At 60.9% G+C, this 14163-nt stretch carries 11 protein-coding genes; 8 read left to right on the top strand and 3 right to left on the bottom strand.

The annotated features are described in order from the left end of the window. Positions 1–47: 47 nt before the first annotated feature. Positions 48–1103, bottom strand: a complete 1056-nt coding sequence (gene bioB / locus ACV8MC_RS09085; RefSeq protein ID WP_056786610.1) for a biotin synthase BioB — start codon at positions 1101–1103, stop codon at positions 48–50. 91 nt (positions 1104–1194) lie between these two features. Between bioB and ACV8MC_RS09080 the strand changes: the two genes are divergently transcribed. The 5 genes from ACV8MC_RS09080 to rarD all read left to right on the top strand — a co-directional run bounded on the left by ACV8MC_RS09080 (position 1195) and on the right by rarD (position 7073). After that, a complete protein-coding gene (locus ACV8MC_RS09080) occupies positions 1195–1929 on the top strand; it encodes a ComF family protein (RefSeq protein WP_252886897.1) in 735 nt (244 codons plus the stop codon). Positions 1930–2115: 186 nt separating this feature from the next. After that, a complete protein-coding gene (locus tag ACV8MC_RS09075; protein WP_457265069.1) occupies positions 2116–2880 on the top strand; it encodes a TOBE domain-containing protein in 765 nt (254 codons plus the stop codon). Between the two features lie 70 nt (positions 2881–2950). Next, complete coding sequence (locus ACV8MC_RS09070; protein WP_150743554.1) at positions 2951–4852, top strand: PhoX family protein; 1902 nt, start codon at positions 2951–2953, stop codon at positions 4850–4852. Positions 4853–5016: 164 nt separating this feature from the next. Continuing rightward, positions 5017–5991 (top strand): serine/threonine protein kinase, encoded by a 975-nt coding sequence (locus tag ACV8MC_RS09065; protein ID WP_150743555.1) that lies wholly within the window; start codon positions 5017–5019, stop codon positions 5989–5991. Positions 5992–6185: 194 nt separating this feature from the next. After that, entirely contained in the window at positions 6186–7073 is an 888-nt protein-coding gene (gene rarD, locus ACV8MC_RS09060; protein ID WP_457265066.1) for an EamA family transporter RarD, read from the top strand. Between the two features lie 223 nt (positions 7074–7296). Here the strand turns inward: rarD and ACV8MC_RS09055 are convergent, their stop codons facing one another. After that, positions 7297–7815, bottom strand: a complete 519-nt coding sequence (locus tag ACV8MC_RS09055) for a glycine cleavage system protein R (protein ID WP_016772854.1) — start codon at positions 7813–7815, stop codon at positions 7297–7299. A 543-nt stretch (positions 7816–8358) separates the two neighbouring features. On the opposite strand from ACV8MC_RS09055, the gene ACV8MC_RS09050 reads away from it, so the two are divergent. Continuing rightward, the gene (locus ACV8MC_RS09050; protein ID WP_305381646.1) at positions 8359–10536 is read left to right on the top strand and encodes a malate synthase G; all 2178 of its coding nucleotides are present in this window, start codon (positions 8359–8361) and stop codon (positions 10534–10536) included. A 263-nt stretch (positions 10537–10799) separates the two neighbouring features. Here ACV8MC_RS09050 and ACV8MC_RS09045 read toward each other — a convergent pair whose 3' ends face one another. Further along, the gene (locus ACV8MC_RS09045) at positions 10800–11246 is read right to left on the bottom strand and encodes a response regulator (protein ID WP_016772851.1); all 447 of its coding nucleotides are present in this window, start codon (positions 11244–11246) and stop codon (positions 10800–10802) included. 255 nt (positions 11247–11501) lie between these two features. Between ACV8MC_RS09045 and ACV8MC_RS09040 the strand changes: the two genes are divergently transcribed. Continuing rightward, positions 11502–13436, top strand: a complete 1935-nt coding sequence (locus tag ACV8MC_RS09040) for a putative nucleotidyltransferase substrate binding domain-containing protein (protein WP_306274136.1) — start codon at positions 11502–11504, stop codon at positions 13434–13436. After that, complete coding sequence (locus ACV8MC_RS09035; protein ID WP_457265062.1) at positions 13433–14140, top strand: 3'-5' exonuclease; 708 nt, start codon at positions 13433–13435, stop codon at positions 14138–14140. The genes ACV8MC_RS09040 and ACV8MC_RS09035 overlap by 4 nt, the downstream gene beginning before the upstream one ends. The last annotated feature ends 23 nt before the right edge of the window (positions 14141–14163 follow it).

Raw genomic sequence — 14163 nt, 5'->3', positions numbered from 1 at the left:
CGCTCCCACAGGGGTTTTGCATTCCTTCAGCGCAATCCGTGCAGCTTTTAGATGGCAGCGTTATAGAACTGCTCGCTGCTCTTCTGCTCCACCAGCGCCTGCTCGATCGCCGCTTGGTGCACTTCATCCGCGTGCTCTTCGCGAGCCTCCGGCTGGATACCGAGGCGCGCGAACAGCTGCATGTCCTTGTCCGCCTGCGGGTTGGCGGTGGTGAGCAATTTGTCGCCGTAGAAAATCGAGTTGGCGCCGGCGAAAAATGCCAGGGCCTGCATCTGCTCGTTCATCGCTTCGCGACCGGCGGACAGGCGCACGTGGGATTGCGGCATGAGGATGCGCGCCACGGCGAGCATGCGGATGAAGTCGAACGGGTCGATGTCTTCGGCGTTTTCCAGCGGCGTGCCGGCGACTTTTACCAGCATGTTGATCGGCACCGACTCCGGGTGCTCCGGCAGGTTGGCCAGCTGGATCAGCAGATTGGCGCGATCGTCCAGCGATTCGCCCATGCCGAGAATGCCGCCGGAGCAGATTTTCATCCCCGACTCGCGTACATAGGCCAGCGTCTGCAAGCGCTCGCTGTAAGTGCGGGTGGTGATGATGCTGCCGTAGAACTCCGGCGAGGTGTCGAGGTTGTGGTTGTAGTAATCGAGACCGGCCTTGGCCAGCGCTTCGGTCTGCTCCTGATCGAGACGGCCGAGGGTCATGCAGGTTTCCAGGCCGAGGGCTTTCACCCCTTCAACCATCTTCAACACGTACGGCATGTCTTTGGCGGATGGATGTTTCCACGCCGCGCCCATGCAGAAACGCGTCGAACCAATGGCTTTCGCGCGGGCCGCCTCTTCGAGGACCTTCTGCACTTCCATCAGCTTTTCTTTTTCCAGACCGGTGTTGTAGTGCCCGGACTGCGGGCAGTACTTGCAGTCTTCCGGGCAGGCGCCGGTCTTGATCGACAGCAGTGTCGAGACCTGCACGCGGTTGGCGTTGAAATGTGCGCGGTGCACCGTTTGCGCCTGGAACAGCAAGTCGTTGAATGGCTGTACGAAGAGTGCTTTGACTTCGGCCAGAGACCAATCGTGACGCAGGGTGGCGGTGGTGCTCGCGCTCATGGGCAATTCCTTGGTTATGCTTGGCTGGCGCCGGGGGAAACGGAATACCCACAGGCGCTACACGGATGTTCGGCATATTTAAGGAAGAGCGATGCGCTGTCAACCGCAATACCAAGGACAGGTTTACATCTGTTTAAAAAACGTACATACCTGTTTGCTGTGCGATGAGCCCGCAGAAGCACAAATGCCAATGTGCGAGGCCTGCGAAACCGAGCTGCCCTGGCTCGGCAGTCACTGCCAGACCTGCGCTTTGCCACTGGCGGTGGAGGGCCTGACTTGCGGCGAATGCCTGCTAGAGCCTCCGGCCTTCGAACAGGTCGCCGTGCCCTGGGTTTATGGCTTCCCCGTGGACAGTCTGATTACACGGTTTAAACACAACGCGAAATGGCCGTTTGGTCACCTGCTCGCTGACGTTCTCGGCCAATACCTGCAGCATCGCTTCGCCGAGGACTTACCGCGACCTGATGTGCTGCTGCCGGTGCCGTTGGCGAATAAACGCCTGCGTCGGCGAGGATTCAATCAAGCGGCGATGCTCGCGCGCTGGCTGAGTGTTTCGCTGGATTTGCCCTGTGAAGAACAGCTTCTAAGGCGAGTCATGGACACCGACGCCCAGCAGGATCTCGACGCCAAGGCGCGCAAACGCAACTTGCGCAATGCCTTTGCGCTGGTGCCTGACGCGCAGGTCAGTGGCCGCCATTGCGCGCTGGTGGATGATGTTCTGACCACGGGCGCGACCGCTCAAGCGCTGGCGCGGTTGCTGATGAATGCAGGTGCGGCGCGGGTCGATGTGTATTGCCTGGCCCGCACGCCGAAGCCCGGTACCTGAAGCGAATACAGATATCGTGTGGGAGCGAGCCTGCTCGCGAATGGGCATCACATTCAACAAAGCTGTTGTTGGTCAAACCGCTTTCGCGAGCAGGCTCGCTCCCACAGGGGGCTTTGCGTCAGGCTTGACTCATGCGTTGCAAGTGGCCAACGTCCCTCTCATCGCCCGAGCCAGAAGCGTTCTGCCATGTCCCTGCCCACCCTGCTGTCCCAGCACATCGTCCGCCGCCCGCAGCGCATTGCCCTGCTGCAACACATCGCCGAGCAAGGCTCGATCACCCGTGCGGCGAAGAGCGCGGGGCTCAGTTACAAGGCGGCGTGGGATGCAATCGATGAGCTGAACAACCTGGCGCAGAAACCCTTGGTCGAGCGCGTGGTGGGCGGCAAGGGTGGCGGTGGCGCCAGATTGTCCAGCGAGGGCGAGCGAGTGCTGCGCCTGTATCAGAAATTGCAGGCGTTGCAGGCGCAGGTGCTGGAAGCGGCCGAAGACGCCAGTGATCTCGACCTGCTTGGGCGCCTGATGCTCAGGACCAGCGCGCGCAATCAGCTGCATGGCACGGTGGCAGCGATTCAGGCGCAGGGTCGCAATGACTTGATCCACCTTGAACTGGCCGAAGGCATTGCTCTGGAGGCGCAGATCACCCACGACAGCACCGTGCATCTGGAATTGCAGGTCGGAACCGAAGTGATGGCGCTGATCAAGGCTGGCTGGCTTGAGTTGCTCGGCGCCGATCAGTCGGCAACGCCCGGACACAATGTCCTGCGCGGCACCATCGAAGCGATCCTCGATGCCGAGGACGGACCCAGCGAAGTGCGCATTTCCCTGCCCAACGGCCACACCCTCTGCGCCTTGGCCGAACCGCTGCACTTGCGCAGCCACAGGCTGGAGGTCGGCAATCCGGTGCAGGTGCAATGTGCGCCGTCCAACGTGCTGATCGGCACCCCGCTCTGATTAGCCCTTGCCACAAAAGCGTCATCGACCCGCATTAAGGTGTTGCCCATAACCAAGCAGGGAGCCTGATGTGAGCCTATTAGAAGAAAACCAATCCACTGATCTGGAAAAAATGGTCGGCCTCAGCCGTCGCGGTTTCATCAGCGCCGGTGCGTTGTGCGGCGCGGCGATGTTCCTTGGCGGCAACCTGTTGAGCCGCAGCGTCATGGCCGCCAGCGTCAGCGCCAGCAACAGCCGCCTGCTCGGTTTCGAGAGCATTCCGGCGGCGACCACCGACGCCATCAGCCTGCCCAAGGGCTACAAGTCTTCGGTGCTGATCAGTTGGGGCCAGCCGTTGCACAAGAACGGCCCGGCCTTCGACCCGAGCGGTAACGGCACCGCTGCCGCACAGGAAGTGCAGTTCGGCGACAACAATGACGGCATGAGCCTGTTCGCCTTCCCGGACGACAAGAACCGCGCGCTGATGGCGATCAACAACGAATACACCAACTATCGCTATCTATATCCGCATGGCGGCATGCCGCAGTCGGCTGAGGATGTGCGCAAGGCATTGGCCTGCGAAGGCGTGTCGGTGATTGAAGTGCAGCGCAAGAACGGCCAGTGGCAATTCGTCCAGGGCTCGCGCTACAACCGCCGCATCCACGGCAACTCGCCGCTGCGCATCAGCGGTCCGGCCCGCGGCCACGACTTGATGAAAACCGCCGCCGACAAGCACGGCAAAAAAGTCCTCGGTACGTTCCAGAACTGCGCCAACGGCAAGACGCCTTGGGGCACCTACCTGACCTGCGAAGAAAACTTCACCGACTGCTTCGGCAGCAGCAACGCCCAGCAGCAATTCGATGCCGCGCAAAAGCGCTACGGCGTTGTCGCCAGCAGCAAAGACATCAACTGGCACCCGCACGACCCGCGCTTCGACATGGCCAAGAACCCCAACGAGCTCAACCGTCACGGCTGGGTGGTCGAGATCGACCCATTCGATCCGCAATCGACTCCGGTCAAACGCACCGCGCTGGGCCGCTTCAAGCATGAAAACGCCGCACTCGCCGAGACCGACGATGGTCGCGCTGTGGTGTACATGGGCGACGACGAGCGTGGCGAGTTCATTTACAAATTCGTCAGCCGCGACCGCATCAACCATCGCAATCAGAAGGCTAACCGCGACATCCTCGATCACGGCACTTTGTATGTAGCCAAATTCGACGCCGGCGACGGCAACCCTGATCACCCGAAAGGCCGGGGCCAGTGGATCGAACTGACCCACGGCAAGAACGGCATCGACGCCAGCAGCGGGTTTGCCGATCAGGCGGAAGTGCTGATCCACGCGCGCCTCGCCGCCAGCGTCGTCGGCGCAACACGCATGGACCGCCCGGAGTGGATCGTCGTCAGCCCCAAGGACGGCCAGGTTTATTGCACCCTGACCAACAACGCCAAACGTGGCGAAGACGGTCAACCGGTGGGCGGGCCGAACCCGCGCGAGAAGAACGTCTATGGGCAGATTCTGCGCTGGCGCACCGACCGCGACGATCACGCCTCGAAGACATTCGCTTGGGATCTGTTTGTGGTCGCGGGCAACCCGGGCGTGCATGCCGGGACGCCGAAGGGTGGCTCATCGAACATCACCCCGCAGAACATGTTCAACAGCCCCGACGGTCTGGGTTTCGACAAGGCCGGACGCCTGTGGATTCTCACCGACGGCGACTCGAGCAACGCTGGCGACTTCGCCGGCATGGGCAACAACCAGATGCTCTGCGCCGATCCTGCGACCGGTGAGATTCGCCGTTTCATGGTCGGGCCGGTGGGTTGCGAAGTGACCGGGATCAGCTTCTCGCCGGATCAGAAAACCCTGTTTGTCGGCATCCAGCATCCGGGCGAAAACGGTGGTTCGACCTTCCCCGAGCACCTGCCCAACGGCAAGCCAAGGTCTTCGGTGATGGCGATTACGCGCGAGGATGGTGGGATCGTCGGCGCCTGATAAACCCTCATCGCTGGCAAGCCAGCTCCCACAGGTCTTGCGCAAACCTGTGGGAGCTGGCTTGCCAGCGATGGCATCAGCAATGACACCAACCACCTCCGCCGCCGCCATCTGCGCTACCATGCCGAGCCGGACGCAGCAGCCTGCTGCGCGCAGGAGTCAGCATGGCCCACCCGTTTGAAACCCTCACCCCCGATCTCGTCCTGGATGCCGTTGAAAGCATCGGCTTCCTCAGCGACGCGCGCATTCTGGCGCTCAACAGCTACGAAAACCGTGTTTATCAGGTCGGTATCGAAGACTCCGAGCCGCTGATTGCCAAGTTTTATCGTCCGCAGCGCTGGACCAACGAGGCCATCCTCGAAGAGCACCAGTTCACTTTCGAACTGGCCGACATCGACATTCCGGTGGTAGCGCCGCTGATCCATAACGGTGAAACCCTGCATGAGCACGCCGGTTTCCGCTTCACCCTGTTCCCGCGCCGTGGGGGCCGCGCGCCGGAGCCGGGCAACCTTGATCAGCTGTATCGCCTCGGCCAGTTGCTCGGGCGCATGCATGCGGTGGGCGGTACCAAGCCGTTCAAGCACCGCGAAGCCCTCGCCGTGCAGAACTTCGGCCATGCCTCGCTGAACACTTTGCTCGAAGGCAATTTCATTCCCAAGAGCCTGCTGCCGGCGTACGAGTCGGTTGCCCGCGACCTGCTCAAACGCGTCGAAGATGTCTACGCCGCTACGCCGCACCAGAACATCCGCATGCACGGTGACTGCCACCCCGGCAACATGATGTGCCGCGACGAGATGTTCCATATCGTCGACCTCGACGACTGCCGCATGGGCCCGGCGGTGCAGGACATCTGGATGATGCTCGCCGGCGATCGTCAGGAGTGTCTGGGGCAGTTGTCGGAATTGATGGACGGCTACAACGAATTCCATGATTTCGACCCGCGCGAACTGGCGCTGATCGAACCGTTGCGCGCCCTGCGCCTGATGCACTACAGCGCCTGGCTGGCGCGGCGCTGGGACGACCCGGCATTCCCGCGCAGCTTTCCGTGGTTTGGCACGGAGCGGTATTGGGGCGACCAGGTGCTGGCGTTGCGTGAGCAGCTGGCGGCACTGAATGAAGAGCCGCTGAAACTTTTCTGATTCAAACCTGAACCCTGTGGGAGCGAGCCTGCTCGCGATAGCGGACGGACATTCAACTTTGATGTTGGCTGACCCGACGCTATCGCGAGCAGGCTCACTCCTACATTTGTCCGGTGTTCACAAATTCACAACTCACTTGCAGACAAATCTCCTTACAATCCTTCCTTTGTCAGCTGCCTGAGCAAGGATTCTGCATGCAAGCCGCCAACCCGCGTCGCGGGTACATTCTGGGCCTGAGCGCCTACATCATCTGGGGCCTGTTCCCGATCTATTTCAAAGCCATCGCCGAAGTCCCGGCCGTCGAGATCATCATCCATCGGGTGCTGTGGTCGGCGCTGTTCGGTGCGTTGCTGCTGATGGTGTGGAAACACCCGGGCTGGCTGCGCGAGCTGCTCGACAATCCAAAACGCCTGGCGATTCTGGCCCTGAGCGGCACGCTGATCGCGGCCAACTGGCTGACCTATGTCTGGTCGGTGAACAACGGCCGCATGCTCGAGGCGAGTCTGGGTTACTACATCAATCCGCTGGTCAACGTACTGTTGGGCATGGTGATCCTTGGCGAACGGCTGCGGCGCATGCAGTGGGTTGCGGTCGGTCTCGCGGCCATCGGCGTAGCGCAGCAGGTGTGGCAGGTCGGCAGCTTGCCGTGGGTGTCGCTGGCGCTGGCGCTGACCTTCGGTTTCTACGGCCTGATCCGCAAGCAGGCGCCGGTCAAGGCATTGCCGGGGCTGGTGGTGGAAACCTGGATGCTGGTGCCGATTGCGATCGCATGGTTGCTGTTCAATCAGACTGCCACGAGTGTGCAGCCGGCCTTCTGGACCACCTCCGAAGCCTGGTGGCTCGTGGCTGCCGGCCCGGTGACGCTGGTGCCATTGGTGTGTTTCAACGCCGCCACCCGCCACTTGCCCTACACCACCATCGGCTTCCTGCAATACATCGCGCCGACGCTGGTGTTGCTGCAAGCCGTGCTGCTGTTTGGCGAGCATTTGTCGTCCAGCACGCTGGTCGCGTTCATGTCTATCTGGGCCGGTCTGGCGGTCTACAGCGTTGATGCGTGGATAAGTTTGCGCCGACGGGCCTGATCAAAAAACGCACAAAGCTCCGCAGGCCACGGTTCTCGTGGCCTGCATCGTTCCTTCCCAAGCTTATCCACAGCGTGATCCCCGCCGTTTGTGCGCAAGTCACTGAATGTTGGCGGTTTTTTGATCAACCTGCGCAAAGCCACGGCCGGCGTGGCGTGGCGCTCTGTCTCTACAGGTTATCCACAGGCAGGTGCACGTTAAACCTGAATAACCCTGTGAACGTTTAAACCTCTGTGCGTAACACCAGTTCGACCATCAGATCATCGGCCAGGGTTTCCAGGCGCGCCTGCAACACATCCAGCGACAGCGTCAGTGGTACCGCGAGAATCGCCTCGGCGTGGAACAGCGGCTCGCTGCTCATCGGCGCCGGGCGCACTTCAGTTACCAGTCGCTCCAGGTTCACGCCCTGCTCGCTCAACAGGCGAGTGATATCACGAACGATACCCGGTCGGTCATTGCCGACCAGTTCCATGGCGATCGGTTTCCACGTGCAGGACTGCTCCACTCCGCTTTCGGCAATCAATACCCGAATGCCATGGGCCGACAGCGCTTGCAGGGCATCGACCAGTTCGTCGTAAGCCTCCGCCGGCACGCCCACGCGCAGAATCCCGGCGAACTGCCCGGCCATGCGTGACATGCGGCTTTCCAGCCAGTTGCCGCCGTGCTCGGCAATGCATTGGGCGATGCGCTCGACCTGCCCGGGCTTGTCCGGGGCGAAAACGGTGAGTACGAGATGGTCCATGGCGCAGCCCTCTTGTCATGACTTTTGTTATCGAAGGGCAAGTATAGGCAAGGGCTGATTATGTGTTGAATCGACCGGCCCCTTCGCGAGCAGGCTCGCTCCCACAGGGGTCGCATTCCAAATGTGGGAGCGAGCCTGCTCGCGAAGGGCAGCACTGGGGAGCTGCGCGAAAGACAAATCGTGTACAACTTTCGATATTTAGCTGGAACAATCCAATGCTTTTTTGAGAACATCCCGTTCCGCGACGTGACCGCAATGCGTCATGAGGTCGCAGAACGACGTAATTAGTCTGATTTTCACAAGCGCAACTCATCATGTAGTATGCCGCAGCGCGCACTACATAACGCTGGATCGATGGCTGCCCAAGGTCCTTCGCAATCCTGAAAGCCCCGTCAGCAAGGCCTCCAAGCCGTTGATTGGTCCTAGCCCAGCCGCCAGCGATGGCATGTACTGGTCCGCAGGTTTGTGGTTTAAATGGCCGGAAGCTTCATTGTTAAATTGACGAGCTGAAAAGCGAAATAGCTGAGCAGAGTGAGGCAAGCAATGACTGAACACGTTCAAGTCGGTGGCCTGCAGGTCGCCAAAGTCCTGTTCGACTTCGTGAACAACGAAGCCATTCCCGGTACCGGCCTCACCGCCGAACAATTCTGGGAAGGTGCCGACAAGGTCATTCACGACCTGGCGCCGAAGAACAAAGCCCTACTCGCCAAACGCGATGACTTCCAGGCGCGCATCGATGCCTGGCATCAGCAGCATGCCGGCCAGGCGCACGATGCCGTGGCCTACAAAGCTTTCCTGCAAGAGATCGGTTATCTGCTGCCAGAAGCGGCTGATTTCCAGGCGACGACGCAAAACGTCGACGATGAAATCGCCCGCACCGCCGGCCCGCAACTGGTCGTGCCGGTGATGAATGCGCGCTTCGCGCTCAACGCCTCGAACGCCCGCTGGGGTTCGCTGTACGACGCTCTCTACGGCACCGACGCGATCAGCGAAGACGGTGGCGCGGAAAAAGGCAAAGGCTACAACAAGGTGCGTGGCGACAAAGTCATCGCCTTCGCCCGCGCCTTCCTCGACGAAGCCGCGCCACTGGCCGCAGGCTCCCACGTCGATTCGACCGGCTACAAGATCGCTGACGGCAAACTGGTCGTGACGCTCAAGGGCGGCAGCAACAGCGGCCTGCGCGATGACGCTCAGTTGATCGGTTTCCAGGGTGACGCCAACGCGCCGATCGCCGTTCTGCTCAAGCACAACGGCCTGCACTTCGAAATCCAGATCGACGCCAGCACCCCGGTCGGCCAGACCGATGCCGCCGGCGTCAAAGACATCCTCATGGAAGCGGCGCTGACCACGATCATGGACTGCGAAGACTCCGTGGCCGCCGTCGATGCCGACGACAAAGTGGTGATCTACCGCAACTGGCTCGGCCTGATGAAGGGCGACCTCGCGGAATCCGTGTCCAAGGGCGGCCAGACCTTCACCCGCACCATGAACCCGGATCGCACCTACACCGCGCCCAATGGCGGTGAAGTGACCCTGCACGGTCGTTCGCTGTTGTTCGTGCGCAACGTCGGCCATCTGATGACCATCGATGCGATCCTCGACAGCCAAGGCAACGAAGTACCGGAAGGTATCCTCGATGGTCTGGTGACCTGTCTGGCGGCAATGCACAACCTCAACGGCAACACTTCGCGGCGCAACACCCGCACCGGTTCGGTGTACATCGTCAAACCGAAAATGCACGGCCCGGAAGAAGCGGCGTTCACCAACGAGCTGTTCGGGCGTATCGAAGATGTCCTGCGCTTGCCGCGCAACACCCTGAAAGTCGGGATCATGGACGAGGAGCGCCGCACCACGGTCAACCTCAAGGCCTGTATCAAGGCGGCCAGCGAGCGCGTGGTGTTCATCAACACCGGTTTCCTCGACCGTACCGGCGACGAAATCCACACGTCCATGGAGGCCGGCCCAGTGGTGCGCAAGGCTGACATGAAGGCCGAGAAGTGGATCGGCGCCTACGAGAACTGGAACGTCGACATCGGTCTGAGCACCGGCCTGCAAGGTCGTGCGCAAATCGGTAAAGGCATGTGGGCGATGCCGGATCTGATGGCAGCGATGCTTGAGCAGAAAATCGCTCACCCACTCGCCGGCGCCAACACTGCCTGGGTGCCATCGCCGACTGCCGCTGCGCTGCACGCGCTGCACTACCACAAGGTCGATGTGTTTGCGCGTCAGGCCGAACTGGCCAAACGTGCGCGCGCCTCGGTGGACGACATCCTCACCATTCCATTGGCAGTGAACCCAAGCTGGACGCCAGAGCAGATCAAGAACGAACTGGACAACAATGCCCAAGGCATTCTCGGTTACGTGGTGCGCTGGATCGACCAAGGTGTCGGTTGCTCCAAAGTCCCGGATATCAACGACGTTGGCCTGATGGAAGACCGTGCGACGCTGCGTATCTCCAGCCAGCACATCGCCAACTGGCTGCGCCACGGTATCGTCAGCCAAGAGCAAGTGATGGAAAGCCTCAAGCGCATGGCGCCGGTGGTCGACCGTCAGAACGCCAACGACCCGCTGTATCGCCCGCTGGCACCGGACTTCGACAGCAACATCGCCTTCCAGGCGGCGGTCGAACTGGTGATCGAAGGCACCAGGCAACCGAACGGCTACACCGAGCCGGTGCTGCACCGTCGTCGTCGCGAGTTCAAGGCCGCGAATGGTCTGTAATTTGCGCTGACGCTGGAAGTGAAAAAGGCCCTGATCGAGAGATCAGGGCCTTTTTGTTTGTGAGGTGGGTTGGATTGTTGTGGTGGGCTTGAGATCCATCCCCCTCACCCCAGCCCTCTCCCCCAAGGGGTAGAGGGGAAAGGGAGCAGATTGGGGAAGTTTCAATTCCTGAGTTCGACTCATGAAATTCAGGTCGGTGTACCTCCAACATTCACCGCGGTCAGTCCCCTCTCCCTCTGGGAGAGGGTTAGGGTGAGGGGCTTCTAGGGCTCAATGCCCAATTCATGCTTCACCAACTCAAGCAACTTGCCCGTATCAATCGGCTTGAGCAGAAAATCCACCACGCTCAAATGCATCGCTTCGATCGCATCTTTCACGTCGGCATCGCCGGAGACGATGATGATTGGCATCGCTGCCCGTACCGATTCACGCACCTGGCGAATCAGCTCGAGGCCGTCGACATTGCCCATGCGCAGGTCGGTAATCACCAGACCGATCGAAGGCTTTTCATCGAGCATTTTCAGCGCGGTTTCACCGCTGGCTGCGGTCATGCAGCGAATGCCGTCCAGCGCGAGTATCTCCGACAACAGCTCGCGGGCGTCCTTGTCGTCGTCGACGATCAGGACACGCTGCGGCGGCAGATCAGGTTCGAGCATCACTGCGCTGAGCGCTTCCCGCTCGGCGTCGCTCAAAATATCGTGGTCGGACATGGCGCTCTCTAAATGTTCAAACAATCCCTGGCAAGTCGTCAGACATCACCGGACAGCGCTTCAATGTGCACTTCGTCGGAATTTTTTCCAAGTGGCTAGCGCAAGCTTTTCCGAGCTTTTGCGTAGGTTATTTCCGAAAATCGGCCAATGGTGGCAAAACCTAGACTTACGTCCAATGGGCACCCTGCCCGCCGGGGTTGACCATGGTGGCAACGATCCGACAACAACAATTCGAAAAAGACTGCGGTAATGGTTATGAGCAAAGCGGACGCCTTCACCCAGGCAGGGAAAACCGCGGTGTTGCAGAACATTCAGGGCACCCTGCAATTCCTTCAGCGCTTCCCGCCCTTCAATCAGATGGAACACGCCCACCTCGCCTATCTGGTGGAGCAATGTCAGCTGCGTTTTTTTGCCCAGGGCGAGAGCATCATCAAACCGGCTGACGGCCCGGTGGAGCACTTTTATATCGTCAAACAGGGTCGGGTGGTCGGCGAACGCCAGCACATCACCAAGCCCGGCACAGAGACCACCTTCGAAATCACCACCGGCGAATGCTTTCCGCTGGCCGCGCTGCTCGGTGAGCGCGCCACACGCACCGAACATCTGGCGGGCGAAGACACCTTCTGCCTGCAACTGAACAAGCTGGCGTTCATCAAACTGTTCGCCCTTTCCAGCGCCTTCCGCGACTTCGCCCTGCGCGGGGTCAGCAGCCTGCTCGATCAGGTCAACCAGCAAGTCCAGCAAAAAGCCGTGGAAACCCTCGGCACCCAATACTCGCTCAACACTCGTCTCGGTGAACTTGCGATGCGCCATCCGGTGACTTGCAGCGCCGATACACCACTGCGTGAAGCGGTGAAGCTGATGCACGAGCAACAGGTCGGCAGCATCGTCGCGGTGGATGAGCACAAGGCGCCGCTGGGGATTTTCACCCTGCGCGATTTGCGCCATGTGGTCGCCGAAGGTGTCGGCGATTTCAGCGACGCCATCGAACAGCACATGACTCGATCACCGTTTTATCTGTCGCCGGATCACAGCGCCTTCGATGCGGCGATCGCCATGACCGAGCGGCACATCGCTCACGTCTGTCTGGTCAAGGATCAACGCCTGTGCGGCGTGGTATCCGAGCGTGATCTGTTCTCCCTGCAACGGGTCGATCTGGTGCACCTGGCCCGGACCATCCGCAGCGCGCAACGGATCGAGCAACTGATGACCTTGCGCGGCGAGATCGGCCAACTGGTCGAACGCATGCTCGCCCACGGCGCGTCGTCGACGCAAATCACCCACATCATCACCCTGCTCAACGATCACACGGTGTGCCGGGTCATCGAACTGACCCTCGCGGAAAAGGGCGACCCGGGTGTGCCGTTCAGTTGGCTGTGTTTCGGCAGCGAGGGCCGGCGCGAGCAGACGCTGCACACCGATCAGGACAACGGCATCCTGTTCGATGCCCGCGATGCGGCGCACGCAGCGGAGATACGCGGCAAGCTGCTGCCGATCGCCCAGCAGATCAACCAGAGCCTGGCGCAGTGCGGTTTCACTCTGTGCAAGGGCAACATCATGGCCGGCAATCCCGAGCTGTGTCTGTCGCGGGCCGAATGGGCGCGACGCTTCGCGGCGTTCATCCGCGAAGCCACGCCAGAGAACCTGCTGGGTTCGAGCATTTATTTCGACCTGCGCGTGGTCTGGGGCGATGAGCAAGGCTGCGAGCAATTGCGCCGGGGCATTCTCGATCAAGTCGCTGACAACCGTCTGTTCCAGCGCATGCTCGCCGAAAATGCCCTGCGCAATCGCCCTCCCGTTGGGCGCTTCCGTGAATTCGTGCTGGCACGCAAGAACGGTGAGAAGGCCACGCTGGATCTGAAAATTCAGGGTCTGACGCCGTTCGTCGACGGTGCCCGGTTGCTGGCGCTGGCCAACGGCATCGACGCCAACAACACCCTCGAGCGTTTCCGCCAATTGGTCGATAAACAAGTCATCGAGCCGCTCGACGGCGCGGCGTATGAAGAGGCCTATCACTTCATTCAGCAAACGCGCATGCAGCAGCATCAGCTCCAGACCCGGGAGAACCAGCCGTACTCCAACCGCGTCGATCCCGACAGCCTCAATCACCTTGACCGGCGCATCCTGCGTGAATCCCTGCGCCAAGCGCAACGCCTGCAGAGCAGCCTGAGCTTGCGGTATCAGCTATGAGCCTGTTTTCCTGGCTGCGCCCGTCAAGTCTCGTAGTGTCGGCGGATCTACAGCAGCGGCTGGCGAATCTGCCGGCGCTTGCCGAGCTGAGCGAATGCAGCCTGCGTGAGCAGCGCTGGGTGGTGCTGGACCTGGAAACCACCGGCCTGAATATGAGCAAGGATCGGGTCCTGTCGATCGGCGCGGTGGTGATCGAGGACGGCGCGATCGATTTCCGTCAGCAGTTCGAGCGCACGATGCAATGTCGCGAATTGAAGCTCAGCCCCAGCGTGCTGATTCATGGCTTGGGACCGAATGCGATTGCCGCAGGCAGCGACCCGGCGGAAGCGTTGCTGGAGTTGCTGGAGTTCATCGGCGACAGCCCGGTGCTGGCGTTTCATGCGCCGTTCGATCAGCACATGCTCGGGCGCGCAGTGAAAGAACACCTGGGGCATAAGCTGCAGCATGTGTTTCTGGATGTGGCAGATATCGCGCCGTTTCTGTGTCCGCAGGCGCAGATTCGCGAGGCCGGGCTGGATGAGTGGATCGAGTGGTTTCGCCTTGAAGTGTTCGAGCGGCATAACGCGAGTGCCGATGCGCTGGCCACGGCGGAGTTGGCGTTGATCCTGTTCAGCCGCGCGCGGGCGCAGCAGATTTACAGTCCGTTGCAGCTGCAGCAGCGGTTGAGCCAGTGGAAGCGGCGGCAGCAGGCGCCGTCCTTCTAGCTTTTCGGCACCTCCCCAGCCGC

The organism is Pseudomonas sp. PK-RTE-24, from assembly GCF_054052265.1.
Note: the sequence above shows the minus strand (reverse complement) of the source record. Positions and strands in the feature narration are given on the sequence as shown.